Source organism: Microbacterium sp. (assembly GCF_047605725.1).
Taxonomy (GTDB): domain Bacteria; phylum Actinomycetota; class Actinomycetes; order Actinomycetales; family Microbacteriaceae; genus Microbacterium.
The window spans coordinates 1-26,802 of the sequence record NZ_JASGFE010000038.1; the positions used below are offsets into that span (position 1 = coordinate 1).

The 26,802-nt window shown below is 69.6% G+C and carries 30 protein-coding genes and 1 tRNA gene; 14 read left to right on the top strand and 17 right to left on the bottom strand.

The window, feature by feature from the left end:
- From QM641_RS09010 to QM641_RS09020, 3 genes are all read right to left on the bottom strand, one after another.
- Window positions 1-323: hypothetical protein (locus QM641_RS09010; protein ID WP_415115631.1), on the bottom strand; the 323-nt coding region annotated here is incomplete at its 3' end.
- A gap of 720 nt (window positions 324-1,043) precedes the next feature.
- Entirely contained in the window at window positions 1,044-1,481 is a 438-nt protein-coding gene (locus tag QM641_RS09015) for a type II toxin-antitoxin system VapC family toxin (RefSeq protein ID WP_415115633.1), read from the bottom strand.
- On the bottom strand, window positions 1,478-1,729 hold the full coding sequence (locus QM641_RS09020; RefSeq protein WP_415115635.1) for a type II toxin-antitoxin system Phd/YefM family antitoxin: 252 nt from the start codon (window positions 1,727-1,729) through the stop codon (window positions 1,478-1,480). Before QM641_RS09020 ends, QM641_RS09015 begins: the two co-directional genes overlap by 4 nt.
- 156 nt (window positions 1,730-1,885) lie before the next feature.
- Between QM641_RS09020 and QM641_RS09025 the strand changes: the two genes are divergently transcribed.
- The 6 genes from QM641_RS09025 to QM641_RS09050 all read left to right on the top strand — a co-directional run bounded on the left by QM641_RS09025 (window position 1,886) and on the right by QM641_RS09050 (window position 4,670).
- On the top strand, window positions 1,886-2,041 hold the full coding sequence (locus tag QM641_RS09025) for a hypothetical protein (protein WP_415115637.1): 156 nt from the start codon (window positions 1,886-1,888) through the stop codon (window positions 2,039-2,041).
- 185 nt (window positions 2,042-2,226) lie between these two features.
- Window positions 2,227-2,514 (top strand): Fic family protein, encoded by a 288-nt coding sequence (locus tag QM641_RS09030; RefSeq protein ID WP_415115639.1) that lies wholly within the window; start codon window positions 2,227-2,229, stop codon window positions 2,512-2,514.
- A 27-nt stretch (window positions 2,515-2,541) separates the two neighbouring features.
- Window positions 2,542-2,760: a hypothetical protein gene (locus QM641_RS09035; protein ID WP_415115641.1), complete on the top strand. Its 219-nt coding sequence runs from the start codon at window positions 2,542-2,544 to the stop codon at window positions 2,758-2,760.
- Between the two features lie 96 nt (window positions 2,761-2,856).
- Window positions 2,857-3,171 (top strand): NAD(+)--rifampin ADP-ribosyltransferase, encoded by a 315-nt coding sequence (locus QM641_RS09040; RefSeq protein ID WP_415115643.1) that lies wholly within the window; start codon window positions 2,857-2,859, stop codon window positions 3,169-3,171.
- Window positions 3,172-3,203: 32 nt separating this feature from the next.
- Window positions 3,204-3,809, top strand: a complete 606-nt coding sequence (locus tag QM641_RS09045) for a metallophosphoesterase (protein ID WP_415115645.1) — start codon at window positions 3,204-3,206, stop codon at window positions 3,807-3,809.
- Window positions 3,810-3,872: 63 nt separating this feature from the next.
- Window positions 3,873-4,670 (top strand): siderophore-interacting protein, encoded by a 798-nt coding sequence (locus QM641_RS09050; RefSeq protein WP_415115647.1) that lies wholly within the window; start codon window positions 3,873-3,875, stop codon window positions 4,668-4,670.
- Here QM641_RS09050 and QM641_RS09055 read toward each other — a convergent pair.
- From QM641_RS09055 to QM641_RS09075, 5 genes are all read right to left on the bottom strand, one after another.
- Window positions 4,637-5,284 (bottom strand): plasmid pRiA4b ORF-3 family protein, encoded by a 648-nt coding sequence (locus QM641_RS09055; protein WP_415115649.1) that lies wholly within the window; start codon window positions 5,282-5,284, stop codon window positions 4,637-4,639. The two genes, QM641_RS09050 and QM641_RS09055, sit on opposite strands and share 34 nt — an antisense overlap.
- 189 nt (window positions 5,285-5,473) lie before the next feature.
- Entirely contained in the window at window positions 5,474-6,661 is a 1,188-nt protein-coding gene (locus tag QM641_RS09060) for an acyl-CoA dehydrogenase family protein (protein WP_415115651.1), read from the bottom strand.
- Between the two features lie 142 nt (window positions 6,662-6,803).
- Window positions 6,804-8,342 (bottom strand): tripartite tricarboxylate transporter permease, encoded by a 1,539-nt coding sequence (locus QM641_RS09065; RefSeq protein WP_415115653.1) that lies wholly within the window; start codon window positions 8,340-8,342, stop codon window positions 6,804-6,806.
- A gap of 1 nt (window position 8,343) precedes the next feature.
- On the bottom strand, window positions 8,344-8,904 hold the full coding sequence (locus QM641_RS09070; RefSeq protein ID WP_415115655.1) for a tripartite tricarboxylate transporter TctB family protein: 561 nt from the start codon (window positions 8,902-8,904) through the stop codon (window positions 8,344-8,346).
- Window positions 8,901-9,950 carry a tripartite tricarboxylate transporter substrate binding protein gene (locus QM641_RS09075; protein WP_415115657.1) on the bottom strand — a complete coding sequence of 350 codons (1,050 nt, stop codon included), beginning with the start codon at window positions 9,948-9,950 and terminating at the stop codon, window positions 8,901-8,903. The genes QM641_RS09070 and QM641_RS09075 overlap by 4 nt, the downstream gene beginning before the upstream one ends.
- A gap of 186 nt (window positions 9,951-10,136) precedes the next feature.
- Between QM641_RS09075 and QM641_RS09080 the strand changes: the two genes are divergently transcribed.
- A complete protein-coding gene (locus QM641_RS09080; RefSeq protein WP_415115659.1) occupies window positions 10,137-11,261 on the top strand; it encodes a M24 family metallopeptidase in 1,125 nt (374 codons plus the stop codon).
- A gap of 12 nt (window positions 11,262-11,273) precedes the next feature.
- Here QM641_RS09080 and QM641_RS09085 read toward each other — a convergent pair whose 3' ends face one another.
- Genes QM641_RS09085 through QM641_RS09105 form a run of 5 tightly spaced genes read right to left on the bottom strand, consistent with a single transcriptional unit; the run spans window position 11,274 to window position 16,516 of the window.
- The gene (locus QM641_RS09085) at window positions 11,274-12,140 is read right to left on the bottom strand and encodes an ABC transporter ATP-binding protein (protein WP_415115661.1); all 867 of its coding nucleotides are present in this window, start codon (window positions 12,138-12,140) and stop codon (window positions 11,274-11,276) included.
- Window positions 12,137-12,964, bottom strand: a complete 828-nt coding sequence (locus QM641_RS09090; RefSeq protein ID WP_415115663.1) for an ABC transporter ATP-binding protein — start codon at window positions 12,962-12,964, stop codon at window positions 12,137-12,139. The genes QM641_RS09085 and QM641_RS09090 overlap by 4 nt, the downstream gene beginning before the upstream one ends.
- Window positions 12,961-13,866, bottom strand: a complete 906-nt coding sequence (locus QM641_RS09095) for an ABC transporter permease (protein WP_415115665.1) — start codon at window positions 13,864-13,866, stop codon at window positions 12,961-12,963. The genes QM641_RS09090 and QM641_RS09095 overlap by 4 nt, the downstream gene beginning before the upstream one ends.
- Window positions 13,863-14,930, bottom strand: coding sequence for an ABC transporter permease (locus QM641_RS09100; RefSeq protein ID WP_415115667.1), 1,068 nt, complete (start codon window positions 14,928-14,930; stop codon window positions 13,863-13,865). The genes QM641_RS09095 and QM641_RS09100 overlap by 4 nt, the downstream gene beginning before the upstream one ends.
- Entirely contained in the window at window positions 14,927-16,516 is a 1,590-nt protein-coding gene (locus QM641_RS09105; protein ID WP_415115669.1) for an ABC transporter substrate-binding protein, read from the bottom strand. Before QM641_RS09105 ends, QM641_RS09100 begins: the two co-directional genes overlap by 4 nt.
- A 171-nt stretch (window positions 16,517-16,687) precedes the next feature.
- Between QM641_RS09105 and QM641_RS09110 the strand changes: the two genes are divergently transcribed.
- Window positions 16,688-17,221, top strand: coding sequence for an Lrp/AsnC family transcriptional regulator (locus QM641_RS09110; RefSeq protein WP_415115671.1), 534 nt, complete (start codon window positions 16,688-16,690; stop codon window positions 17,219-17,221).
- Window positions 17,222-17,242: 21 nt separating this feature from the next.
- Here the strand turns inward: QM641_RS09110 and QM641_RS09115 are convergent, their stop codons facing one another.
- The 3 genes from QM641_RS09115 to QM641_RS09125 all read right to left on the bottom strand — a co-directional run bounded on the left by QM641_RS09115 (window position 17,243) and on the right by QM641_RS09125 (window position 20,445).
- A complete protein-coding gene (locus QM641_RS09115; protein ID WP_415115673.1) occupies window positions 17,243-17,584 on the bottom strand; it encodes a hypothetical protein in 342 nt (113 codons plus the stop codon).
- Window positions 17,585-17,649: 65 nt separating this feature from the next.
- Complete coding sequence (locus tag QM641_RS09120) at window positions 17,650-18,165, bottom strand: hypothetical protein (protein WP_415115675.1); 516 nt, start codon at window positions 18,163-18,165, stop codon at window positions 17,650-17,652.
- 276 nt (window positions 18,166-18,441) lie between these two features.
- Window positions 18,442-20,445 (bottom strand): DUF262 domain-containing protein, encoded by a 2,004-nt coding sequence (locus QM641_RS09125; RefSeq protein WP_415115678.1) that lies wholly within the window; start codon window positions 20,443-20,445, stop codon window positions 18,442-18,444.
- A 144-nt stretch (window positions 20,446-20,589) separates the two neighbouring features.
- Here QM641_RS09125 and QM641_RS09130 point away from each other — a divergent pair, with 144 nt between their 5' ends.
- The 5 genes from QM641_RS09130 (at window position 20,590) to QM641_RS09150 (ending at window position 25,575) form a co-directional block, all read left to right on the top strand.
- Window positions 20,590-21,363: a hypothetical protein gene (locus QM641_RS09130; RefSeq protein WP_415115680.1), complete on the top strand. Its 774-nt coding sequence runs from the start codon at window positions 20,590-20,592 to the stop codon at window positions 21,361-21,363.
- Between the two features lie 125 nt (window positions 21,364-21,488).
- Window positions 21,489-22,271 carry a DeoR/GlpR family DNA-binding transcription regulator gene (locus QM641_RS09135; protein ID WP_415115682.1) on the top strand — a complete coding sequence of 261 codons (783 nt, stop codon included), beginning with the start codon at window positions 21,489-21,491 and terminating at the stop codon, window positions 22,269-22,271.
- A complete protein-coding gene (locus tag QM641_RS09140) occupies window positions 22,268-23,221 on the top strand; it encodes a 1-phosphofructokinase family hexose kinase (protein ID WP_415115684.1) in 954 nt (317 codons plus the stop codon). The genes QM641_RS09135 and QM641_RS09140 overlap by 4 nt, the downstream gene beginning before the upstream one ends.
- Before the next feature lie 15 nt (window positions 23,222-23,236).
- Window positions 23,237-25,258 (top strand): fructose-specific PTS transporter subunit EIIC, encoded by a 2,022-nt coding sequence (locus tag QM641_RS09145; RefSeq protein WP_415115686.1) that lies wholly within the window; start codon window positions 23,237-23,239, stop codon window positions 25,256-25,258.
- 47 nt (window positions 25,259-25,305) lie between these two features.
- Window positions 25,306-25,575 (top strand): HPr family phosphocarrier protein, encoded by a 270-nt coding sequence (locus tag QM641_RS09150; protein ID WP_347344233.1) that lies wholly within the window; start codon window positions 25,306-25,308, stop codon window positions 25,573-25,575.
- 107 nt (window positions 25,576-25,682) lie between these two features.
- Here QM641_RS09150 and QM641_RS09155 read toward each other — a convergent pair whose 3' ends face one another.
- Complete coding sequence (locus QM641_RS09155; protein ID WP_415115688.1) at window positions 25,683-26,321, bottom strand: MBL fold metallo-hydrolase; 639 nt, start codon at window positions 26,319-26,321, stop codon at window positions 25,683-25,685.
- A gap of 95 nt (window positions 26,322-26,416) precedes the next feature.
- Here QM641_RS09155 and QM641_RS09160 point away from each other — a divergent pair.
- Window positions 26,417-26,489 (top strand) — tRNA-Glu (locus QM641_RS09160).
- Window positions 26,490-26,802: the final 313 nt, after the last annotated feature.

Consider the following 26,802-nt stretch of genomic DNA (forward strand, 5'->3'; position numbering starts at 1 on the left):
AGAGCCTGCACCCGGAGCCCGCGGTGCTCTTTCGCGGCCCGCGATGCATGCGTTGTGAGCAGATCGTCGGGCACCTCGTTGAGGATCCGTGCCAGCACCTGCCGCTGATGCGGTGTGCATCCATCGATGTCCTTCTTCTCGACCGTGAGCGCCCACCAGAGTGTGCGGTTGATGGTGCAGTTCCCGCAGGTGCGCGGCGACACCACACCCCAGGCGCCCATCCGGGGTGGGAAGTCCCATCCTGCCTCGAAGGCTTCCTCGGACGTGAGCATGGCGGTCGCACCGCATGCCTCGCACCAGTGCTCGAACCGATTCTCGTCCATGAGGCGAGGTTAGCTCCGGCCTCCGACGTCGAGACGGGGCCGTGCATCGCATCCGTGCAGGTCCGTAGACGGAACCTTGGTTGCATCCGCTGTGTGCAGGTGTGCTTCCACGAGCGCTTCGACCCGGGGAGCGCCGAGACGGACTATCTCGTCATAGATGTCAGGGTGGTTCTCGACGCGGAACGCTGCGAAACCCTCGGCGTCGATAAGGAGTTCGCGACGCAGGCAGTAGCTCTTCATGTCCCTGGGAGCCTTGCCCATCGTTCGCGTGCTCCGATCATCTGCCCGGCGAGCCGGACTCAGGCGGTCGCTGCTACTTCCTCTGCTCATGGGTGTGCGAGCCGACCGGCCCAGGCTGAGCGACGACGTCGCTGACGGTGTTGATCCGTGCGGAGACGTGCGGCCGAGCCCACGAAATTGCAGTGAGTATGTCAGGGGTTCAAATCGCCTAGTAGTAGCGCGCACGGGCACGTCCTCGATGTCGGGGTCGCGCGGCTGCGTCTCCAGCGGATTCCAGAATCCGCAGGTCAATTGCGCGCTCCGTCATTCGAGCGCCGATCTGGTGGGCCCCGGCCACCGCCCGGACAGGAGCCGGTGCACGCGGACGCCCACTCGGCGTCCATCGCGCGCGGCTCCTGTTCCCGGTCGGTTACACGACTCTGGTCGGCGCACTACGGCAGCCGATGGGAACGACGAGACATCGGTGCGTACCGGAGCGCGTCAGGCTGTCGGCGACGCGAGCACGCGCACGAGCTCGTCCGTGCCCCGCAGATCCACCGGATTCAGTGTCACGAGGCCCAGATCGTGCGCCGCGGCGATCGCGGCGATCATCCGATCCGTGCGATGCGCCTTCGGATCGCCGCCGCGACGCTGGATGTGCGCGGAGATCCGGCCGTACTGTGCGGCGGCGCGATCGTCGAAGGGGATGCCGGTACCGAAGAGCCCCTGGGTCTCCTCCAGCGCCGCCATCCGGGCCCGGGCGACGTCGGCGGACCCGGCCATCGCAACGCCGAGCCGCAGTTCGGCGACCGTCAGACTGCTGATCGCCACACGCTCGAACGAGGCGAGAGTGAAGCGCCGCCGCTCCTGGAAAAGTGCGATGACGACCGACGTGTCCAGCAGGACCGATCTCGGGGCATCCGAGCTCTCGGTGCTCATGCCCAGAGGTCGCGATCGTCGGCCGCCCGCGCCGCGGCGAGGTCGTCGAGCCATGCGTCGTCGACGGGCAATGGGCGCAGTCGTGCCATGAGGTCAGTGCCTCCGATTCCGGGCGGCGGGAGGTGCGGGACCAGGTCCGCGATCGCCCGATTGTGCCGTAGCACGACGACGGTAGCGCCGCCCAAGACCTCATCGAGCGCGCTCGTGGGGTTCTGTCGCAGTTCGCCCACGGAGATAGTGCGTGCCATGCGTCCAGGATAGTCTGAGCTAGACAATTGTCTACTTGTTGCGCGACGCGCGAGGACGGCGCTTTGCGCTTCCGTTCAGAACCCGGGGCTCCGGCTCGGCAAGGTGGGGCGTCGGTAGAATGGTCGGGAGCGAGTCTGATCCAGGAGGTGACCACGATGAAGCGCACGGACATCACGCGTGACGTGATTCTTCGTGCCGTCGACCGGTCTACCCGTGCCTCCGCTGCCCTCGAGCGGCGCGAGATTCCGGTCGGGTTCGTGCGCTCCACGAGGGTCGAGCAGTTCCTGGCTGACCGCAAGCAGAACGCTTGATGCGTCCCGATCCGGGCCACGGCGAAACACCTGTTAACCCAGACGAACTTCCTGCGCGACCTCCACGGCCGCCTCTAGGGTGACATCTGGCGCTGGGCCGGTCGCTTCCGCGCCAGGGAGCTCAATCTCGGCGTGGCACTCGACCAGATCGCTGTCGAGCTGCGCTCGAGCCTCGACACGATCCGTTGGCGCTGGGAGCACACGTCGGACTGGATAGCACGCTCGGCATCGCCGTCCACGCCGAGACTGTTCGTGTCCATCCCTTCGTCGATGGCAACGGGCGTAGTACTCGGCTGCTCGTGTTCTTCGCCGCGCAGCCCGACGACGCCCCGATCGAGGAGTACGACTGGGTGATCGACAAGGGGGAGTACCTCCGGCTACTGCGCGAGCATCAGGTGACGCGTGATCCGGTACCGCTGGCCGCGTTCATCCCGGTCCGGCCGTTCGGCTGCCATCTGCATCGCGATGCGTGAACGCGGCACAGCGTCGGCGCTTTCACGTTGGATGACGGCGGTGGTACGGCCCCACTCACTCGCGGCCACGCGCTGGAGCTTCGCGATGCCATCGAGGCGTCGGTTGCCGACGAGCACTTGACTCCGGATCTTGCCAGGTTGCTCAGCCAGCGCGTTGCCGAAGACGACGCCGCAAACTGGGACGAATATGTCACGATCGAGCAGGACGAGCGCGAGGTCCAAGCGCGTCGTCGCCCGATCGCGTGAGCTTTCAGGGTCGATTGGGCTGACCAGGCGAGTCGCCGCCCTCGACCGTGTACTGGCGTTGGATGCCGGCGGTGGCCCGGCCCCACCCAGCCCGACGTGATCATGAACCACGTGTACTTCACCGCGCTGCGCGACGGAGCGGGGCTCGCCGCCGAGATCGCCGCCATGCTCGGGCCCGATGACGCCGTGCCGCACGTGTATCTCGTCGAGCCCACCGGCGACTACGAGAACGATCCGAACGTGGCCGACAAGAAGTTCCCGGGCAATCCGACGCGCTCGTACCGCACGAGCTCACCGCTGATCGTCGTCGAGGAAGTCGGCGACTGGACGCGCCTGACCCCCGCGGCACTGGAGACCTGGCGCGAGAATCTGGCGAAGCTCGCCGAGAGCAGGGCCGAGATCATCAACTGAGCGACGTCGGATGCCCCGGCAACAATGTCGTCATGGCAGCATCCTTCGACTTCGACCAGGTCGACTTCGTGACGTCCGACCATCACTTCGGGCACGCCCGCATCATCGAGCTGGCCGAGCGGCCCTTCTCCTCGCTCGCAGCGATGAACGGCGAGCTGATCGCCGCGTGGAACCGCGTGGTCGGCCCCGGCGACACCGTCCTGCACCTCGGCGACCTCGCGCTCGGCGACCGCGCGGAGTCGATCCCGCTGACCGCCGCGCTCAACGGGTGGAAGCTGCTGGTTCCCGGCAATCACGACACCATCTCGTCGGTCTATCGCTGCTCAGCCGCCCACAAGCAGCAGACTCGCGATCTGCTCGACCAGTGCGGGTGGACCGTGCTGCCGGAGATCATCGCGGGCGAACGCGGTGGCCGCCGCATCCGCGCGAGCCACTTCCCTTACCGGGGGGATTCGCAGACCGTCGAGCGCCACGTCGAAGCGCGCCCGATCGACGACGGGCTTCCGCTGCTGCACGGCCACACCCACGACCGGGGGAGCGGTCCGCATGGGCGTATGTTCCACGTCGGCGTGGACGGCAACGGCTTCGCGCCGGTGCCGATGACGACGATCGATGCCTGGCTCGCGAGCCTCTCCTGACGCCTGTGGCTCTTGGTAAGGTAAACCTAACTTCATTTCCTTGCCTTCCCGAGAGCAGATCCCATGTCGAACATCACCGTCACTCATGCCGACTCCGGGCTCGTGCTCACGAACGTCGCGCGCACAACGAGGCTGAGCCCTCACATCGTCCGGGTCACCTTCGCCGGTGGGCAGTTGGACCGGTTCGAGTACAAGGGCTTCGACCAGTGGTTCCGGCTCGCAGTTCCCGTCCACGATGAGGATCGCTTCGACAACCTTCCTCAGCGGTTCGGGGTCGGCGGGCTTCTGAAGTTCCTCACGCTCCCCAAGGGCACCCGTCCCGTCATCCGCAACTACACCATTCGGCAGTTCGACCCGCAGACGCGCGAGCTCGACGTCGACTTCGTCATCCACGGCACCGAAGGCATCGCCGCGCCGTGGGCGACTTCGGTGGCACCCGGTACGCAGGTCGCCTTCATCGACCAGGGATGCGGGTGGGCACCGGTTCCCGCGGAGCGTGCGCTCATCGTCGCCGATGAGAGCGCCATGCCCGCGGCCCTCGCCATCCTTCGCGACATGCCTCGCGGCGCCCGCGGCGACGCGGTCATCGAGCTCTTCGACGAGCGCGACGCGCAGGACGTCGAGGCACCGGAGGGCATGACGGTGCACTGGCTCTTCCGCGATCCGTCGGACAAGCCGGGAACCCTCGCGCTCCCGGCGCTCCGCGACCTCGATATCGGCGACAGCCTTTACGCCTTCGCGGTCGGCGAGTCGGCGCTCGCGACCGGAGCCCGCCGGCACCTGGTCAACGAGCGCGGTGTGCCGAAGGCGAACGTGACGTTCTGCGGCTACTGGCGTGTCGGGCGGGCCTCACCGAGCTGAGTCCTTCCGCGCTGCACCAGAGGCGCATCCGCGTTCACCTCTTCGACGTCGAAGGCATCGGGATGCCACCCCTCGGGGAGCCAGGCGCGTCCGGCAGCCGTGCTCTCGAACACCTCCGGTCGAAGCGCCTCGTCATAGCCGCTTCGTACCCAGTCGGCGAGCTCGTGGTAGCCCCACACGCCGCCACAGTCCTCCGGCGGGCATGCGAGCTTGCCTGTGACGCAGCGGGCGGTACCGGGCGACGCGTCGAGGATCTCCTCGACCCGGAGCACGTGCTCCCAGCCGTCGCCGAAGTCGTACTCGTGCCACAGCCGGTCGCCGACTGCCGCCATCACCTGGTCGAGGCGCACGTCATCTTCAAGCATGCCCTCATCGCCTTCCTCGACGTCGAACGGCGTGAGGAACTCCGCGGCGTTGCGATCGTTGCCGGTGCGGAACCGGTGCAGGTGGCTGTCGGTCCAACCCATCGCCGCCTGCAGCACGTCGTGCAGTCGGGCCAGCAGGACGTCTCCAGGCACCTCGATGCGCCGCCAGACCGGCGGCTTTGTGCGCCGCAGGTCGACCCGGATCCGGTAGCCGCGCGTCACCGCCGGCACCGGATGGAGCTTCGGCACCGGTCGATGCCAGCTTGTGCCGTAGCCCCGATCACCGCTGGCGAAGGCCGCGATCTGTTCGGGTGTGGCATCCGCTTTCGAGCGGTGCGGTCGTGAACGATCATCCTTCGGCGCCGGCGGCGCCGCCAATCCGCTCGCGGTCATGAGACCGGCACAACTGTCGGCGCATCGTTGCCCACGGCGACCCGCTCACCGGAACGCGGCCAGTCCGGTGATGCGCTCGCCCAGGATGAGCGTGTGCACCTCGTCGGTGCCCTCGTACGTGCGCACGGACTCCAGGTTGTTCGCGTGGCGCAGGGGCGAGTGCTCGAGCGTCACGCCGTTGCCGCCGAGGATCGTGCGCGCCTCGCGCGCCACGTCGAGCGCCATGCGGCAGTTGCTCAGCTTGCCGACCGAGATCATGTGGTGCTCGAGCGTGCCGGCATCCTTCCGCCGTCCCAGCTGCAGTGCGAGGAGCTGCCCCTTCGTGAGCTCCAGCGCCATGCGCACGAGCTTGTCCTGCGTGAGCTGGAAGCCCGCGAGCGACCGACCGAACGGCGTGCGCTCCTGCGCGTAGGCGAGGGCGGACTCGAAGCTGTCGCGCGCGGCGCCGAGCACACCCCACACGATGCCGTACCGCGCCTCGTTGAGGCACGAGAACGGACCTCTCAGGCCCGAGGCGCCGGGTAGCACGGCGTCGTGCGGCAGGCGCACCGCGTCGAGGGTCACATCGCACTGGATCGACGCGCGCATCGACAGCTTCGGCTCGATCGGCGTCGCGTGAAACCCCGGGGTGTCGGTGGGAACGAGGAACCCGCGCACGGTGTCCTCGCCGTCCTCGCCCTGCGCTTTCGCCCAGATCACGGCGACATCGGCGATCGAGGCGAGGCCTATCCAGCGCTTGGCGCCGGTGAGCACCCACTCGTCGCCGTCGCGCACGGCGCGCGTGGTCATGGCGGAGGGGTCGGAACCGGCATCCGGCTCGGTCAGACCGAAGCAGCCGATCCGCTCACCGGCCGCCATCGCGGGAAGCCACGTGGCCTTCTGCTCGTCGCTGCCCCAGCGGTGGATCGCCGACATCGCGAGCGAGCCCTGCACCGACACGAAGGTGCGGATGCCGGAATCGCCGGCCTCGAGCTCACGCATCGCCACGCCGTATTCGACGGCGGATCGCCCGGCGCAGCCGTAGCCGCTCAGGTGCATTCCGAGCAGGCCGAGCTCCGCCAGCTCGGGGATGAGCTCGAGCGGGAAGACCGCGTCCTCGTACCAACGTGCGATGTTCGGTCGCACGCGCCGCGTCACGAACTCGCTGACGGTGTCGCGGACCTCCCGCTCGCGCGGGCTCAGCCCGTCGTCGAGCCGGAGCAGGTCGCTCGGCGAAGCCGGGGATGTCGTCATCGTTGCCTCCTGTGTGCACGGCGGCGGGGGCCGCCACCTCGTGCCGCCGAGAATGCAGTGGCGCACCGAGACTGCATGCGCGGCGTGCAGTCTCGGTGCACCAGTGTCGTTTCGCGGATGTCGGGCATCGCGGATGCCGGGGTCACCGCACGAGCGCGGAATCCTGCTCCTGGGCGGCGCGCCGGGCTCGACGGCTCTCCACGATCCGGTTGCGCACCGCGACCGCGATGATGATCAGCAGCAGGCTGTACAGCGTGAGCGGGATCGGCCCGTCCAGCAGCACCGCGAAGTCGCCGTTCGCGCTCATCGCCGCGTCGCGCAGACTCGTCTCGGCGAGCGGCCCGAGGACCATGCCGATGATGAGCGGCGCCAACGGGTAGTCCGCGGCCCGCATGACGAAGCCGACCACGCCGATCGCCAGCAGCATGATCAAGTCGAACAGTTTGCCGGACGTGGCGTAGATGCCGAGGGCGCACACGACGGTGATCCCCGCGTACAGGTACGGGCGCGGGATGAGCAGCAGCTTCGCCCAGACCATCGCGAACGGCAGGTTGAGGATCAGCAGCACGATCATCGCGATGAAGAAGCTCGCCAGGAGCGACCACACCAGCTCCGCGGACCGCTCGAACAGCAGCGGACCCGGCTGCAGGCCGTACTGGCGGAATGCCGCCAGCATGATCGCCGCGGTCGCCGAGATCGGCAGTCCGAGCGCCAGGAGTGCGCCCATCGCCATGCCGGTGGTCGAGTTGCCCGCAGCCTCCGGTGCGGCCAGCCCTCGGATCGCCCCGGTGCCGAACTGCGGCTGCTTGCGCCGGGCGTCGAGCTTCTTCTCCAGCCCGTAGGCGAGGAAGGTCGGGATCTCCGACCCGCCCGCCGGCACGACGCCGAACGGGAGCCCGATCGCGGTGCCGCGCAGCCACGCCGGCAGCGCCTCGACGAACTCCGCACGGGACAGCCACGGCCGACCCTTCGGACGGATGACGCTCCCGCCGGTGATGTGCCGCTGCAGGCATGCGACGTAGATCACCTCGCCGAGCGCCAGGATCGCGACGGTGACGGTCACCAGCGACACGCCGTCGAACAGGTTCGGCGAGTCCAGAGTGAATCGCGGTGCACCCGAGACGCCGTCCACGCCGATCACCGCTATCCCGAGGCCGATGAGCAGCGCCCCGAGCCCCTTGAGCGGATTGTCGGTGACGACGGACGAGGTCGCGACGAAGGCGAACAGCGCGAGCGCGAAGAACTCCGCCGGGCCGAACTGGCTCGAAAACGCCGCGAGGGCCGGAGCGAGGAACACGACGATCACCGACGCGATGAACCCGCCGATGAAGGCGCCGATCGCGGCGGTCGCCAGAGCCTGCGCGGCCCGGCCCCGCAGGGCCATCTTGTGGCCCTCGAAGGTCGATGCGATGGCGGATGCCTGCCCGGGCATGTTCATCAGGATGCTCATGGTCGAATCGCCGAAGAGCCCGCCGAAGTACACGCCGGCGAACATGATGAACGCGGCGGTCGGCTCCAGCGCGAAGGTCACCGGCAGGAGCAGCGCGACGGCCATCGACGAGCCGAGACCGGGCATGACGCCCACGGCTGTGCCCAGGAGACACCCCGCGAGCACCCAGATGAGGTTCTGCAGCGTCAGCGCGCCGGCGAAACCTTCGCCGAGAAGTTGCAGCGTATCCATGTCAGAACCCCCATCCGAGGATGCCGGAGGGAAGCGTCAGCCCGAGCAGCATGTCGAACACGATGTAGGTCACCGAGCTTGCCACCAGCCCCGAGAAGAGGTTGAACACGGGACGCTTCGCGCCGAACCCCCATGCGACGCACCAGAACAGCAGCGCCGCGTCGACGACCCAGCCGAGCCAGGGCAGCAGCAGAGCGAAGGCGAGGAAGCCGGCGACGATCCAGGCGAACGAGATCCAGTCGACGCCCACCTGCGCCGGTGCGTCGTCGTGCGCCTCGGTCTGGGCAGCGGCCGACGACCGCCACTCCTTGACGGCCGACAGGGCCAGCAACGCGGCCACGACGTAGAGGCCGACCGTGATGATCGCGGGGAAGAACTCCGGCCCGGGGAAGGCCACGCCCTCCGGGATCCGCATCGTGATGATGCCGAACAGAAGATACGTGCCGAATCCCGCGAGGATGAGGGGCATCAGCAGTTCTCGCATGAGGACCCACGATCGCTCCCGGCCCAGTTGCAGGGGGTCTCCGACGATCGCGGAGGCGGCGGTTGGGTTGTTGCTCACTGTCCCATCTCCTCGTACAGCTTCTCGATCCGTTCCTGCTCGCCCGCGAGGAAGGCGTCGAGCTCTTCGCCGGTGATGACCTGTTCCGTCCAGCGGTAGCGCTTGATGGCATCCGCCCACTCCGGGGTTGCGAGCGTCTCCGCCACAAGGTCGCTCAGGCCCTCGACCTCTTCGTCCGTGAGCCCGGCAGGAGCCATCAGCATCCGCCAGTTCGCGAGCGTGATGTCATAGCCCTGCTCCCGTGCGGTGGGGATGTCGACGCCCTCCATGCGCTCGGCGGCCACGACGGCGAGGGCGCGCAGCCGACCGGACTCGATCTGGTCGATGTTGTCGGGGAATCCGCCCGCCGCCGCCTTCACGGTGCCGTTGAGGAGCGCCTGGATGGCCTCGCCGCCGCCGTCGGAGGGGATGTAGGTCGTCTCGACGGGGTCTATGCCCGCGGACAGGGCCAGGTCTGTGACAACGAGCTGGTCGAACGATCCGCCGCCGGACCACGGCATCTCCCGCGGATCGGCGGTCCATGCCTCGACGAGCTCTTCGAGCGTCTGATAGGGCGAGTCGGCCGGCACAACGATGACGTCGTATTCCTCGACGATCGTCGCCAGGGGGGTGACGTCGGCGAGCGTCGTGGCCGACGAGTACTGCACGGTGGCGGCGAGAAGCCCCGTGCCGCCCACCATGATGTTGTTGGCCTCGCCAGTCAGCATCGAAAGGTTGCCCAGCGCGATCGTTCCGCCGGCTCCCGGCATGTTCACGACCTGAACGTTGTTCACGATGCCGTTGGCTTTCATGGCCTGCTGCATCTCCCGCGCGACGCCGTCCCACCCGCCGCCCGCCGCGGCGGGCGCGATGAGGGTCATCGAGGAGTGGATGTCGCTGCCCGCGGCCGCCGAGCTGATCGAGCCGTAGCTGGCCACGCCGATCGCCGCTACGGCGACGACCCCGCCGACGACGCGCGCGATCTTGCGCCCCGTGGAGTTCGGGTTCTTCGGCGGCGGTCCGGAGCCGTCCGGCTCCAGCGAGATGGTCTGCACGGCGGATGTCATGATGCCTCCCTGTTCGCGGCCGCGCCGCCGAGGCACCGTCCGGACGATTCATCCCTGGGGTGGACGGCTGCCCGCGGCGTTGCGGACTTTCCGGCATTGTAGTGACAGCCGCGCCGGTCGTGGGAGATTCGTCGCCTCGGGCGCGGCTCGCGGTGTGCGCGACCGTGGGTCTCGTAGCGTAGGGGAATGAGCGCCCTCCCGTTCCCGCCCGCCGTCTACGCCGCCCGTCTCGGCCGCGCCCGCCTTCTCGCGCGCGACGCCGGACTCGACGCGATCGTGGTGGGCCCGGGGCCCGACCTGACCTACCTCGTGGGCGTCGAGGGCAGCACGTTCGAGCGGCTCACGGCGCTGGTCGTGCCCGCCGCGGGCGATCCGACCGTCGTCGTGCCGCGCATGGAGCTCGCGAAGGTGCGGGACACGGCCGTGGGCGCTCTCGGTCTCGCCGTGGCGGACTGGGTCGACGGCGAGGACCCGTACGAGTCGGTCGCGGCGGCTCTACCCGTGGCGCCTGGGCGCGTAGCCGTCTCCGACGCGCTGCCGGCCCTGCACGTCGTCCCGATCGGCGACCGGCTCGGCGTGCGCTTGGAGCTGGCGACCCCCGTGCTGCGGGAGGGACGGATGGTGAAGGATGCCGCGGAGGTGGCCGAGCTTCGCCGTGCCGGCGCGGCGATCGACGCGGTGCACCGCCTGGTGCCGGAGCTGATCCGTGCCGGGCGCACCGAGCGGGAGGTGGGGGCCGACATCGCCGCGGCGATGGTCGAGGCCGGTCACCGCGTCGCGGAGTTCGTGATCGTGGCATCCGGACTGAACGGCGCCGACCCGCACCACGACGTGTCCGACCGGGTCATCGAGGACGGCGACCTCGTGGTGGTCGACATCGGCGGACCGGTGCCCTCGGGCTACAACTCCGACAGCACGCGCACCTACGTCGTCGGCACGCCCGACCCGGAGGCGGCACGGCGCATCGCGGTGCTCGAGCGGGCGCAGCAGGCGGCCGTCGACGTGGTGCGTCCCGGGGTGACCGCGGAGTCGGTGGATGCCGCCGCGCGCGGTGTGCTCGCAGCCGAAGGGCTCGCCGAGGCCTTTGTGCACCGCACGGGCCACGGCATCGGCGTCTCGGTGCACGAGGAGCCCTACATCGCCCCGGGGAGTGCCGTCGTGCTGCGCGAGGGCATGGCCTTCAGCATCGAGCCGGGGATCTACTTCCCCGGCCGCTGGGGGGCGCGCATCGAGGACATCGTCGTCGTGACGGCGAACGGATGCGAGCGCCTCAACGTCACCCCGCACGGGCTCACGCCCACGCGCGGCTGAGCAGCGCCAGGATCAGCGGACCCGGTCGAGCGCGCCGGGGACGTCCGAGGTCCACGACGCCGGAGCCTCCAACGCAGGCGCGGCCGGCAGCACGCCCGCGCCGTCCGGGTGCGGGATGGCGGCCAGCAGCGCCTCGGTGTAGGGATGCACCGGGTGCCCCCACACGAGCGGCGTGGAGCCCGACTCGACGATGCGACCGCGGTACATGACCGCGACCCGGTCGGCCATGAGGCGCACGACCGACAGATCGTGCGAGATGAACAGCATCGCCGCGCCCGATGCGACGCACAGCTCGCGCATCATCGCCGCGACCGAGGCCTGCGCCGAGGCGTCGAGGGCCGAGATCGGCTCGTCGGCCACGATGAGGTCGGGCCGGGCGGCAAGCGCGCGTGCGATCGCGACGCGCTGACGCTGACCGCCGGACAGCTGGTACGGGTAGCGGTTCTCCAGCGCGGGGGAGAGGCCGACCGCCCGCAGCCAGTGCGAGGGCGCCTCGGTGTCGCTGCCGCGGGCGCGCGCGGCGCGGGAGCCGGCGGCGATCTGCTGGGCGACCCTGATGCGGGGGTTCAGCGACGAGTTCGGGTCCTGGAAGACCATCTGGATGGCGGTGAGCTCCTTCGGCCGCGTGCGCAGCCCGAGCGGCTGCACGGGACGTCCGCGGTACAGTGCGGTGCCGGCGCGCGGCTTCTCCATGCCGATCACGGCGCGCGCGGTGGACGACTTGCCGCATCCGCTCTCGCCGACGAGGGCCAGCACCTCGCCCGGCCCGATGTCGAACGAGACGCCGTCGACGGCGCGGAACGCAGCGCGGCCGCCGTACTCGACGACGAGCCCGTCGACGCTCAGCACCGGCTCGTTCGCGGGGGTGGTCGCGCTCATCGGCTCTCCTCCTCGTCGGGCACGTCGACGAGAGACTCCTGCGCCTCCGGCATCGCGTCCAGCAGCTCGCGCGTGTACGCATGCTGCGGATCGGTGAACACCTGCCGGCGCGTGCCGGACTCCACGATCAGCCCGCCGCGCATGACCGCGACGTCGTCGGCGATCGCGCTCATGACGCCGAGGTCGTGCGTGACGAGCAGCACGGCGAGGTCGCGCCCGGTGGCGAGGTCGCGCAGCAGGTGCAGGATGCCGGCCTGGACGGTCACGTCCAGGGCCGTGGTGGGCTCGTCGGCCAGCAGCACGTCGGGCTCGCACGCGAGGGCGATCGCGATCGCGATGCGCTGCCGTTGACCGCCGGAGAACTGGTGCGGGTACTTGTGCACGGCCTCTTCGGGCGCGGGTACCTTCACCAGGGCCAGCAGCTCGGCGGCGCGCTCGCGCGCCTGCGCCCGAGAGAGCCCGAGATGGGCGCGCATGCCGTCGGCGAGCTGCGAGCCCACGGTGATCTGCGGATGCAGACTCGCGGACGGGTCCTGGAACACCATGCCGATGCGCTTTCCGCGCACCCTGCGGTACTCGGCCTCGCGCATGCCGACCAGTTCGGTGTCGCCGCCGAGGAGGATCGAGCCCGAAGCGGTGCCGCCGGCCGGGAGGAGCCCCAGGATCGCCATCGCGGTCATGCTCTTGCCCGACCCCGACTCGCCCGCCAGTCCCTGGATGCGGCCCGGATGCAGGTCGAGGTCGATGCCTTTGACGACCTCGGTGCGGTAGCGACGGCTCTGACCGAGCTCGACGCGCAGGCCACGGATGCCGAGGGCGGTCATGCCGGCACCTCCACCGGGCTGGGCGACTCCGCCTCTCGCTCGCGTGCGGCGAGTGGGTCGAGCGCGTCGCGGAGCGAGTCTCCGATGAAGTTGAACGCCATCACGATCGTGAGGATCGCAAGGCCCGGGAACAGACCCAGCCACCACGCCGACGTGTTCTGCATCGCAGCGGAGATCATCGCGCCCCACTCCGGCGTCGGGGGCTGGGCGCCCAACCCTAGGAACGACAGACCGGACAGCAGCAGGATCGCGGTGCCGATGTCGAGCGAGGCGAGGACGAGCACGGGACCGGCGATGTTGGGGAGCACGTCGCGCAGCAGCGAGCGCACCGGTGAGGAGCCGAGCAGGCGCCCCGCGATCACATAGTTCTGCGTGCGCAGCCCCAGCACGAGCGAGCGCGTGATGCGGGCGTAGGGCGGCCAGGCCACGATGATGCCGGCGATCACCGCGTTCATGATCGACGGGCCGAGCGAGGCGGCGATCACCATCGCGAGGATGACGGTGGGGAAGGCCATCACCATGTCGGTGATGCGCATGAGCACCTCGTCGACCCAGCTGCCGAGATAGCCCGCGACGGCGCCGACGATCGTGCCGACGATCATCGCGCACACCACGAGCATGAGCGCGAGCGGGATCGTGGTCTGCGCGCCGATGAGCAGGCGCGAGAACACGTCGCGGCCGTTCACATCGGTGCCCATGAGCGCCTCGGTGCTGGGCGGCGCGAGGCGAGGCAGGTCCTGGGCGAGCGGGTCGTGCGGGGCGATGACCGGCGCGAGGATCGCGACGACGATCCAGCCCAGCGCGATGATCGTGCCGACCAGCGCCAGCGGGGTGCGCCACGCACGCGGGATCAGCGGACGGCGTCGCTTCGGGGCGAGCTTCTCGGGGACGACGAGGTTCATGCCAGCCTCACTCGCGGGTCGAGGAAGCCGTAGAGGACGTCGACGACCAGGTTGATGACCAGGAAGATGATGCCCACGATGAGCCCCACGCCGGTGACGGCGAGCAGGTCGAGGTTCTTGGAGGCGTTGTAGGCATAGGTGCCCAGGCCCGGCCAGGCGAAGACCGCCTCGACCAGCACGGTGCCCGACAGCAGGCTTCCGAACGCGATGCCGACGAGGGTCAGGATCGGCAGCGCCGCGCCGCGCAGCACGTACCCGATGACGACGCGGCGCCCGGAGAGCCCCTTGGCGCGGGCCGCGCGGGCGTAGTCCATGTCGAGCACCTCGAGCACCGAGGTGCGGACGAACCGCGTGAGCGTCGCGATCGTGAACAGGCTCAGCACCAGGACCGGCAGTGCCAGGTGACTGGCCGCGTCGGCGAAGCCCACCGGATCGCCGCTGAGGATGTAGTCGATCGTGTAGAAGCCCGTGATCCGCGGCGGCGGAGTGATCGTCGGCGAGATCCGGCCCGAGCCGCGCACCCAGTGCAGATTCATGAAGAACAGCTGGTAGCAGAGGATCGCCATCCAGAACGTCGGGATGCTGAGACCGATGAGCGTGAGCACCCGCACGACCTGGTCGGTGGCCTTGCCTCGGCGATAGGCGGCGAGAGTACCGAGCACGATCGCGACGGCGAGGCTGATGATGATCGCGTAGAAGGCGACCTCCGCGGTGGCCGGCACGGCCTTGGCGAGGTCTTCGGACACGGACCGCTCCGTCGTCATGGAGGTGCCCAGGTCACCGCGCAGGAGATTGCCGACGTACAGGAAGAAGCGCACCGGGATCGGCTGGTCCAGGCCGTACTTCGCCTCGAACGCCGCGACCGTGGCCGGGTTCGACGAGGCGCCCTCGCCGAGTGCGGCGCGCACCGGATCGCCCGGCACGATCACCGTCAGCGAGAAGGTCACCAGCACGATCCCGAACAGCAGGATCACGCTCGTCACCGCCCGCCGGGCGAGGAACCGCAGCAGGGTGTGCGACGATCCCTTCGCCCGGCGAGTGGCGACGGTCTGGGTCTGGGTCACTTGGCCGGCTTCAGGGTCCGCAGGTCGAGGGTCCAGGTCACGTTGTACTCCAGACCGGTGACCGACGTGTCGCTGGCCAGGCTGCTGCCGGGCACGATGAGCGGCACGAACGGGCCGCGCTCCTGCATGGCCTCGGCGTACGCGTGGAAGGTCTTCTCGCGGTCCTCGACATTGGTGGCCTGCTTGGCCTGGGCGACGAGGTCGGCGATCTCCGGGTCGGCGCCGGCCTGCCAGCCGGCGCGCAGGCCGACCTTCTCACCGGGACCGAAGGGGAGGAAGGAGGACGTGTCGGCGTAGTCCGGGCCCCAGTACCAGAGCGAGAAGGCCTCCTTGCCGGCCACGTACGGCTCGATCTCGGTCGCGAACGGAGCGGGAGCGAGCGTGACGTTGATGCCGGCATCCTTCAGCTGCTGCTGCACGCGCTCGGCCACCGGGGTGAACTCGACGCCGCCCACCGGGTTGTCGTTCGGGAACTGCAGCTTGACCTCTTCGCCCGCGTAGCCCGAGGCGGCCAGCGCCTCCTTCGCACGGTCGAGGTCCTGCGTGACGGCCTTCTCATTGGCGCCGGGGAACATCGGCGGGATGACGCCGGTGGCAGCCACCGAGCCGGCACCGGCGAGCTCGATGAGCTTGTCGTAGTCGAGTGCGTAGCGCACCGCCTCGGCGAACTTCGGGTTGGCGGTCGCGCCGCCCACGGCCGGGTCCTGGTTGACCAGCAGGAAGAGGGCCTGCGCCGAAGGCGTCGACTCCACGGTGAACTCGTCGCCGAGCGTCGCCACCTGGTCGCCGGACAGGTCGACGGCCACGTTCGAGTCGCCGCCCTTGAGGTTGGTGAGCTGGGTGGCCGACTCGGTGATGTTGCGGACGACGATCTTGTCGTACGCGGCCTCGTCGTCGCCGTCGTAGGCGTCGTTCTTCACGAGCACGACCTGCGAGGTGAGATCGAGCGAATCGAGCGTGTACGGACCGGAGCCGGCGGAGTTGGCATCCAGCCACGACTTCGCGCTGTCGGAGGCGTCGGTCGTGCCGCCGTGCTCTTCGACGATCTTCGAGTTGAGGATCGACAGCGACGGGTTGGTCACGATCGCCGGCAGTTGCAGCGAGGGCGTCTCGGTCGACAGGGTCACCGTCTTGTCGTCGACCTTTGTGACCGTGATGCCCGCCATCAGGAAGTTCGCCTTCGAGTCGGTGATGCCGGCGACGCGGTTGAGGGAGAAGACCACGTCGTCGGCGGTGACGGGCGAACCGTCGGAGAAGGTGCGACCGTCCTGGATCGTGAAGGTGAACTCCGTCGCGTCCTCGTTCTGCTCCATGGTCGCGAGGTCGGGCTCGGGCGTGCTGGAGTCGCTGCCCTGGAAGGTGAGCAGCGTGTCGTACACGGCGTGCAGCACCAGGTTGCCGGTCGGCACGTAGTTGCGGCCGGGGTCGCCGGTCTCCAGTGAGAACGCGGTGTCGACGACGAGCGTGCCGCCACCGGACGACTCGCCGGAGTTGTTCGACGCGGAGTTGCCGCCGGAGCAGCCGGCGAGCATGATGGCGGCCGCGGCGATGACGGCGACGGCGGCGTGGCGATGAAGACGTGCCATGGTGGGGTCCCTCATTCGAAATGGACAGGTCGGACAATCAGGTGACGTTTGCCCGCACTCTATACGAGCGAAAGGCTCGTTTGCCAGCAATCCATTGCTACGATTGCGTTACTGCGGCAGTATGTCCAGCATGAGCCGTTTTCCGCCCGCCTCACCTGGACGATCCGGGCCGTGATCGACGAAATCGCGTACGACATCCTCCGCGTGCTGCGCCGGAACGGGCGCATCTCGATCGCGGCGCTGGCCCAGGAGGTCGGCATCTCACGCGCGAGCGCCTACTCGCGCGTCGAGGCGCTCACCCGGGCCGGCATCATCACCGGCTTCACGGCCGAGGTCGACACGGCGAGGCTCGGGCTGGGCGTGAGCGCGCTGGTGTTCTGCACGGTGCAGCCGCAGCAGTGGATGTCGTTCCTGCGTGCGATCGACGAGCTCCCCGACATCGAGTCCGCCCGCGTGACCACGGGCGAGCACGACGTCATGCTCATCGTCCGCAGTGTCGACATGGAATCCATCCAGTCGCTCGTGATCGGCACGATCGCCGCGCTCCCGGAGGTCACGAAGCTGGAGACCGTCATCGTGCTCGGCGAGGTGTTCCGCCGGTCGTACGTGCTGCCGGGCGACATCCCGCGCCGCGAGCCGATCTCGGTGGAGAGCGGGCTGATGCGCTTCACGCGCACCGACCAGAGCCGGCAGAGCCGCGTCTGAGCGTCGGGGTGTCCCGGCTGGTCAGAGTTGCACGCAGACGCTGACGTGGTCGACGCCGTCGACGGCGAAGTCCTCCACGAGCCGCAGGCGACCGTCGTCGGCACGTTCGGCACGACTGACGGCATCCCCCTGCACGATCGCGCCGCTGTCGACGAGCGCGTGCGCGAACGAGATGCGCACCCGGTCGTCGTGCACGGCGCCGACGAAGCGGCCTTCGGAGACGGTGGCGCCCTGGTACTCGCCCCACACGAGCTTTCCGTCCTGGTGGTAGTGGAACGTCGTCGAGTCCTCCGGGTCCACGGGCGTGGCCGTGGACGAGACCAGCATGAAGCGCAGCCCGTCGAGACTGAGGGAGGAAGGCATGTCGAAGAGTATGGCGCGCTGCCCGGGGTTTCCTCCAATCCGTGCGGTGCGCGGGCCGTCGCGGCCTACGAGTGGGCGAGCAGCTGCAGCGCGATCACCGCGAGGGCCAGAGCTGTTTCGAGGCCGAGCAGGAGTAGCCGCTCCCACCAGCGCAGCCGCGCGCGCCGCACGGCCACCCACGCGAGCACGAACAGAGCGGCGGCGAGTGCGACCGCGGAGGCGACGAGGGCCGACTCGACACGCCAGCGGGTGAGCGCCGAGACGCCGAGGAACACGAAAGGGAGGGTGACGGCTGGGAGCGCGCCGAAGCTCGTGCGCATGGCGTGGACGAGCTCCGCGCGCGTCATGAGCCGCCCGTGCGCGACGACGTGGGCGATGACGTCGGCGGTGAAGACGGCGAGGACCGTCCCGGCGAGGGTGACGGCGAGCGTCACGAGCGCCTCCTGCGCGCTGACGTGCTCGTGTCCGTAGAGGGCGAGGCAGACCGCGAGCGCCGCGAAGATGAGGTAGATGCTCTCCTTGAGACGGTCGGCGTGCTCCTGCGTGGTCAGGGGCAGCAGCGGTCGGGATCGGGGGTTCACGGGTGTCCTTCGGTCGCGCCGGTCGTCATGCCCGGCGCCACGATTGTCTCGCGCCGCAGCCCCGGCTGTCTCGCCCGCATCCCTCACCGCGCGAAACCTCCCGTTTGCAACGTTTTCGCGCGAAAACGTTGCAAACGGGAGGTTTCGCGAACGGGGGGTTGATGTTCAAGTTGACGTTGAAAGTTGGCGATCGCGGCGGGCAGGGCGCGGAGTTGTCGTGGCAGCAGCACGCCGCCGGCGCGTGGCGGCTCGGCGGGAGCCGATAGGGCGCCGTCGCTACATCGCGTCGCCGATGTACGAGTACTTGATGAACACCTCCGGCGCGTACCCGGCCTCGTCGAGCACGCCCTGCACGGCGCTGAGCATATAGCGCGAGTCCCAGCCCATGTAGAGGTACTGGCCGTCGCTGAGCTCGTCCCACTGGCCGTTCCAGGCGCGGGCCGGGTACACCGGCCCGCCGCGGCGGGCGTTGAAGGCGACGACGCTGTGCCGGGAGTCGGCCCACAGCCGCTTGAAGATGCGGTTGAAGAGGTACTTGATGTCGGGGACCTCCCAGTGCTCGCCGCGGTACTCGACGTAGTCGAACTCCCGCTGCCATCCGGGCGGCCAGCCCCGGCGGGGTCTGGCATCGAGGATCGGTGTCAGCCCGTCGTCGTCGATGCCCAGGAGCGCCGAGCGCGGCCAGACCCGCAGGAACCGCTCGGTGAGCCGCTCGGTGCGCGCCGCGATCGTGGCGGTGCCCCACGCCGGCAGCTGGGCGAGCTCCCGCGTCTCGGCGATCGCGCTGCGCGCGTACAGCTCGCGCTTGCGCGGGAACGACGCGTCGAGGGCACGCTCGGCGAGCGGGTGCTCCAGGAGCGTGAGGTTTCCGAGGGTCTGGGACAGTGCGCGGTGGCTGTTCTGCTCGTCGTCGCTGTAGTCCGCCCACACCCGGATGCCGTCACCGCTCCAGTCGTCGGAGGGGGCCGGCGGGACCACATGCTCGACGTCGAGGTCGCCGCCGGCGCCGGTGAGCCGACGCAGGACGTAGGCCGCGTGCGGCAGCTCGCCGTATTTGAGTGCCACCCGGATGCGCTCGTCCGAGGGGGCGATGCGCGCGACGGCGCGCTCGAGGGCGTCGCGGCCCCCGTCGGCGGCGCGGCAGAGCCGGGCCACCAACCGGTCGGTCGGCACTCCGACGACCTTCCGGCGCAGCAGCAGCGACTGCAGGCGCTCGAACTCGGCGACCAGGGCCGCGGTGTCGAGCCGCCCGTCGACGTGATCCCGATACAGCCGCATGATGAGCGGGTACATGCCGCGCCCGAAGGTGTTCAGCGCCCGCAGCTGGTCGCCGATCACGGAGTCGGGTGCGCGGTCGGGGTCCAGGAGCAGCGCGTAGACGCCGGCCAGTTCCCGCCACCGCGCCGCGTGCGTGCGGAGGGTCTCCACGTCCAGGCGTGGGAACTCGTGCCGGAACGCGTCGTACACCGCGCGCCCGCCTGCGGCGGCCACCTCGCGACCGGTCGTCATGACCAGGTAGTGCCGCCAGAACCCGCCGATCGCCTCGCCGGTGTCCTCCTCGATCGGCAGCCAGAACCGCTCCTCGATCTCGCTCTGCTCGGCGTGCGAGAGCCCCATCAGCACGTAGTTGTGAATCAGCTCGTGGTCGCGCAGGGGCTCGCCGGTGGAGTTGAGGCTCTCGAAGATCTGCTGCGCGTTCGCGTCGGGACCGAGCGTGATCGACACGTGCTCGAGTTTGCGCAGTCCCCGCCACAGGTCGGCGGCCTCGTCGGGTCGGATCTGGCTGCGGAAGAACGCGTAGTTGTCGTCGAAGCGCGACTCGCGCTGGGCGTCCTGCGGTGCGCGCCGGTCGAGCACGACGCTCTCGAACACCTCCGCCCACGCGCGGTGGGGGCGCAGCTTCGTGCGCCCGGAGTCGTCGGCGCGCACGAGCACCCGTTCCAGCTCCGCCGCGAGCGCGGCATCCTGATCCTTCGCGCTGTGATGCAGGGCCGCGACCAGGAGCATGAGGGTCGTGATGCGCTGCTGGCCGTCGATGAGCACCAGGTGCGCGTCGTCGTCGGCGTCGGTGCTGGCGGTGGAGAGGATCGAGCCGATGAAGTGCGTATGCGCGTCGTCGGCCGCAGCGACCGCGCGGATGTCGCCGAGCAGCTGCTCGCAGCCGCCGATGTCCCAGCGGTACTGGCGCTGGTAGACGGGAACGACGATCGTGGTCTCGGATGCCGAGAGCCACCCGATCGTGTTGACGGCGGTCGCATCGACGTTCGTGGCTGTGCTCATACCTCTCCCAGACCCCGCCGAGTCTAGTACGCGCCCCCTTCCCGGCCTGTCATTGAGGGGCCTTCCAGACGGTCGAAGGTAGGGTTGCCTAAGTCGGGCCTGTTAAAACGTGCTGGCCCCCTACGAAAGGTCATGATTCGCATCATGGGTTACATCAAATGCGCCGCCCTGGAGGAGACCGGCTACGTCGTGCTCGACAGCTACGACCAGCAGCTGGATCCCAAGGAGTGGCTCGACATCGACTACGTGGACTGGAAGTCCTCGGGCGACACCCGCTTCGCTCCGCTGGCCAGCGCCTTCGGCGAGATCGAGTGCAACGGCTTCTGGAACCACAAGCCGCCGCGCACCGACAAGGACGGTGTGTGGATCCCCGCCCAGACCGAGAAGGCCCCCAACCTCACGCGCCGTGCCCAGGAGCCCGGCGCCAACGTCGGTCGCTGCCGCATCATCGAGCTGCAGCCCACCCCCTACGGCGACTGCCTGTACAACCTGCACCAGGACGACAACAACCGGCTCAACCCGGACGGCACCGGCTGGGTCGTCCGCGGCTTCTTCAACCTCACCGACGACAAGGACAGCTACTTCGTGCTGCGTGAGAACCGCACCGACCCGCAGGGCGAGGTGCGCATCGCGCTTCCGGCCGGCGCGCAGCTGATCATCGACACGCAGCGCCTGTGGCACGCCGCCACGCACAACGGCACCGAGCCGCGCTACTGCCTCATCACCTCGTGGGAGTCGGGCCCCGAGCTCGACGCCTACATCGAGAAGTACCACGGCGTGAACCGCGTCGAGAGCGTCGAGGTCCCGCAGGAGATCCTCGACCACGGCTACGCCGAGCAGGCGCGCAAAGATGCCGCTCGCGCGGCCTACTACGCCGCGAAAGGCCAGGCCGAGGTCCTGGCCATGAGCGAGGCCTGAGCGCCGCCCGTTCGACACGCGAAACCCCGGTCCGCACGGACCGGGGTTTCGTCGTGCGGGGGATTGGCCGTTGTGTTTGCTTTTGTCTGTGTTGTAGCGTGTGGCTTGACCCGAAGGAGGGCCGCGTGTACGCAACGGAGCGCCAGCAGCAGATCGAGCAGCTGATCGCGACCGATGGGCGTGTGGCCGTCGTCGAGCTTGCGCACCGGTTCGGCGTGACGACCGAGACCGTACGTCGCGACCTCGACCAGCTGGAGCGCGTCGGTTCTGTGCGCCGGGTGCACGGCGGTGCGGTCGCTCCTGGCCGTGCCAGCACGGCTGAGTCCTCCATCTCCGAGCGGGCCTTCCGGCACAACGAGAGCAAGCAGGCGATCGGACAGCGCACGGTCGCGGGGATCGACGTGGCGACGGTCGGGTCGATCTACCTCGACGCGGGCACCACGGTGGCCGCGGTCGCCCAGCAGCTGGCCGAGCGGGTCCGTTACGAGGGTCACGTCGAGGTCGTCACCCACTCGATGGCGATCGCCCACATCCTCGCCGGCTCCACCGGCGTCGAGCTGACCGCGATCGGCGGTCGGGTGCGGGGGCTGACGGCCGCGGCCGTGGGCGCCGGTACCGTGCAGGCGATCGCCGGCCTCCGCCCCGACCTTGCGATCGTGGGCACGAACGGCATCTCCGCCGCGTTCGGCACGAGCACTCCCGACCCCGACGAGGCCGCGGTCAAGAGAGCGATCGTCGGCTCCGCGCGTCGCGTGATCGTCGTCGCCGATGCCGATAAGTTCGACGTGGAGCTGCTCTTCTCCTTCGCGAGCCTCGCGGAGATCGACGCGCTCGTCACCGATTGCCCCCCGCCGCCCGCCCTGTCAGCCGCACTTCGCGACGCTGAGACCGAGGTCTGGATCGCATGATCGTCACGCTCACCGCCAATCCGTCGCTCGATCGCACCATCACGCTGGCCGCCGCGTTGCGTCCCGGTCAGGTGCAGGCCGCGGTCGATGCCCGAGAGGACGCCGGAGGCAAGGGCCTCAACGTGTCCAGGGTCGTCGCCGCCGGCGGCCGCGAGACGCTCGCCGTCCTCCCGCTCGACGAGCGCGACGCGTTCGCCGCGGCGCTGCGGGCCACCGGCATCCCCACCCGCATCGTCCCGATCACCGGCTCGGCGCGTGCGAACCTCGCCGTGACCGACCCGGACGGCACGACGACGAAGCTCAATCTCCGCGGGGTGACGCTCACCGCAGCCGATGCCGCGGCGATCGTCGAGGCCGTGGTCGAGGCATCCGAGGGCGCCGCCTGGCTCGTGCTGGCAGGGTCCCTTCCCCCCGGTCTCGCCGACGACTTCTACGTCACCGTCATCCGCGCCGTGCGGGAGAGGTGGGGGGATGCCGCGCCCCGCATCGCGGTGGACACCTCCGGCCCCGCCCTGCACGCGGTGGTGGCTGACGGCATCCCGGATCTCATCAAGCCCAACGACGAGGAGCTCGCTGAGCTGGCAGGCATCGACCTCGACCCGTCCGCGGAGCTTGCCGACGCGGTGCTCGAGGTCGCCCGCACGATCGTGCCGGAGCGCTCCCGCGCGGCCCTCGTGACACTCGGCGCGCACGGCGCGGTGCTCGTGACCGCCGACGGCGCGCTCGTGGCGACGCCGCCGCGCATCCGGGTGCGCAGCACCGTCGGGGCCGGCGACAGCTCGCTGGCCGGGTTCCTGCTCGCCGATGCGGCGGGCAGCACGCCCGAGGAGAGCCTGCGCAACAGCATCCGCTACGGGGCCGCCGCGGCATCCCTTCCCGGCACCCAAGCCCCCACTCCTGCCGACCTCCCCACCGGGGACGTGTCGGTCCAGCCCCTGAACCCCCGTTGACCAGAGGAGGTCCACGTGTCCGAAACCATCACACCGGCGCTCATCAGCCTTGACGAGAGTCTCGGTGCCGACAAGCAGGCGGTGATCGCGTCGCTCGCAGCCCGCGTCACCGCCGAGGGTCGCGCCAACGACGCCGACAGGCTCGCCGCCGACGCCTGGGCGCGCGAGCAGAAGGACGAGACCGGGCTTCCCGGCGGCATCGCCATTCCGCACGCGAAGAGCCCGGCGGTGCAGCAGGCCTCGCTCGCGTTCGCGCGGCTCAAGCCCGGCGTCGAGTTCGGCGCCCCGGACGGCCCTGCCGACCTCGTGTTCCTCATCGCGGCGCCCGACACGGCGGCCGAGGAGCACCTCGCGGTGCTCTCGAAGCTCGCCCGCAGCCTCATGCAGGAGGAGTTCACCTCGAGCCTGCGCGCGGCCAAGGACGCCGACGAGGTCGCCCACATCGTGCGCGTCGCCATCGGCGAGGAGGAGGCGGCCCCCGTCGCCGAGTCCGCGGCTCCGGCTGCGGCCGCGGCCCCTGTGCCGGTCGCGGACGGACTGAGCATCGATGGGCGCCCCGCGCGCATCATCGCGGTGACCGCGTGCGCCACCGGTATCGCGCACACCTTCATGGCGGCCGACGCCCTCACGGCGACCGGCAAGAAGGAGGGTGTCGACCTCATCGTCGAGCCGCAGGGCTCCAGCGGCTACAAGGCGCTGCCGCAGGATGTCATCGACCGGGCGGATGCCGTCATCTTCGCCGTCGACGTGGACGTTCGTGTTCCGCAGCGCTTCGCCGGCAAGCCGGTCGTGCGCGCGGGTGTCAAGGCCGGTATCGAGCGGCCCGGCGAGCTGATCAGGCAGGCCGTGGCCGCGGTCAGCGACCCGAACGCCGAGCGCGTGAGCGGTTCGGCCGCGGCGGCCGCCGCCGCAGCCGATGCTCCGTCCGAATCGGTCGGTGCACGGATCAAGCGGTGGCTGCTCACCGGTGTGAGCTACATGATCCCGTTCGTCGCCGGTGGCGGTCTGCTCATCGCGCTGGGCTTCCTGCTCGGCGGCTACGACGTGACCAACGACGCGGCGACCGTGATCATCCAGAACTCGCTGTGGGATCTTCCGCCGGGCGGGATCGGTCAGTACCTGGGCTCGGTCGCCTTCATGATCGGCTCCACGTCGATGGGCTTCCTGGTTCCTGCGCTGGCCGGCTACATCGCGTTCGCGATCGCCGACCGGCCGGGCATCGCGCCCGGGTTCGTCGCGGGTGCTGTGGCCAACCTCATGGCCGCCGGCTTCCTCGGCGGTATCATCGGCGGCCTCCTCGGCGGGTTCATCGCCTGGTGGCTCGGCCGGCTCGACGTGCCGCGCTGGCTGCGCGGCCTCATGCCGGTCGTGATCATTCCGCTGGTGGCCTCGATCGTGGCATCCGGTCTGATGATCGCCTTCCTCGGCCGGCCGATCGCCTCGCTCATGCTCGCCATGACCGAGGGGCTGAACAACCTGGCCGCTACCGGGGCGATCGTGGTCGTCGGCGTCATCGTCGGCCTCATGATGTGCTTCGACCTGGGCGGGCCGGTCAACAAGACCGCGTACGCGTTCGCCGCGGCGGGTCTGAGCGCCGGCTCGTCGACCAACACGACGCCGTACCTCATCATGGCCGCGGTCATGTGTGCGGGCATGGTGCCGCCGATCGCGCTGGCTCTGGCATCCACGGTCCTCGCGCGCAACCTCTTCACCCCGGTGGAGCAGCAGAACGGCAAGGCGGCATGGCTGCTCGGTGCGGCGTTCATCTCGGAGGGTGCGATCCCGTTCGCGGCCGCCGACCCGCTGCGCGTGCTGCCGGCCTCCATGGCCGGGGGCGCCGTCACCGGGGCCCTGTGCATGTTGTTCAACGTGCAGTCGCGTGCACCGCATGGTGGTCTGTTCGTGTTCTTCGCGATCGACCCGTTCTGGGGCTTCATCGTGGCGTTGGTCGCCGGCAGCATTGTCACGGCGCTCGTGCTCATCGTCCTCAAGAAGTTCGTGCGCAAGGCGCCGGTCGCCGAGGCCGTCGCGGCCTGATCCACCCCCAACCCACCCCCAACCCACCCACAACAAGGAGAAGAAACATGGCAGAACGTACCGCGACCATTGCGAGCAGCTCAGGGCTGCACGCCCGTCCGGCGAAGCTTTTCGTCCAGGCCGTGCAGGCCACCGGCGTGCCGGTGACCATCGCCGTCGAGGGCGGACCCGACCTGAACGCGGGCAGCATCCTCACCCTCATGGGCCTCGGTGCGACGCACGGCAGCGTCGTCACGCTCAAGGCCGAGGGCGAGGGCGCCGAGGAGGCGCTCGACAGCCTCGTCGCGTTCCTCGAGATCGACCACGACGCGGCCTGAGCCGTGCGAAGAGCGGATGCCGGGGGCTTCGGTTCCCGGCATCCGCTCTTCTTCGTCCGCGGTTCGCGCCACACGAGTGAGCGCGCGGTGGGGACGAGCGGGTGGTCTCAGATCTCCGTGTGGTCGCCGGGATCGAGCGCGAGGAACGATCCGCCGTCCTGCTGCACGGCCCACTCGAGGCGCTGCCGGTGCATGCCGAGGCCGATGGCGGAGAGCGTCTTGTCGTGCGTCCCGAAGGCGCGGCGCGGGGCGACGGCGAGCACGAAGTCCATCGCCTCGCCGATCTTCAGCCACGGCGCGCCGATCGGTGCGGCCAGCAGTTGCACGTCGGCGCCGGCCGGCACCGCGTACGAGTCGCCGGGGTAGTAGAAGACGCCGTTGACGAGCACGCCCACGTTGTCGATCACCGGGATCGACGAGTGGATGACGTTGTGCCGCCCGCCGTAGAACGACAGCGTGAACGGGCCGATGGTGACGGCGTCGCCCGGTGCGACGACGGTGACGTCGTAGGCGGATGCGGCGGCCGCGAGGCCGGCCGGTCCGAAGATCGGGATGCCGGGGAACGCCCCGAGGATGCGGTCGAGGTGCTCCGGCGTCCAATGGTCGGGATGCTCGTGCGTCAGGACGATACCGGCGACGTCGTGCAGGCCTTCGAGAGGGTCGGTGAAGTTGCCGGGATCGACGATCAGGGTCTGTCCGAGCTCTTCTATGCGGAGGCAGGCATGTTCGTGCTTCGTGACGCGCATGGGCTCAGTCAACGCGTTCGCGGCGTCGCTGGCAAGGATCCCCGCGGCGATTTTGCGGGTCGGAATCGCCATGGCATACTTGAACGGTTGTCTGCGGCCCCATCGTATAGCGGCCTAGTACGCCGCCCTCTCACGGCGGTAACGCGGGTTCGAATCCCGCTGGGGTCACAAGTGAGAAAACCCCCGGTCCTCCGGGGGTTTTCGCATTTCCTGTCGTTCAGCCTATCGGCTCCCGGTCCTTTCGCCCTCTCGGTCCCGATCGCTCCGATTCGCAAACCTGGCGCATCTTGTCGCCGGACCCCGGGCACGGCGACGATACGCGCCAGGTTCGGCCGGTGGCTGACTGGTCAGCAACACGATCACGATCATGGGCTCGGCCTGTAGCGAGAGATTCAGGGAACCCGCTCGGCGAGGGCGTCGTCTCCACGTCGATGGTGCAGGATCGCAACGACCTGCACGAACCGCTCTTCCTCGAACAGCC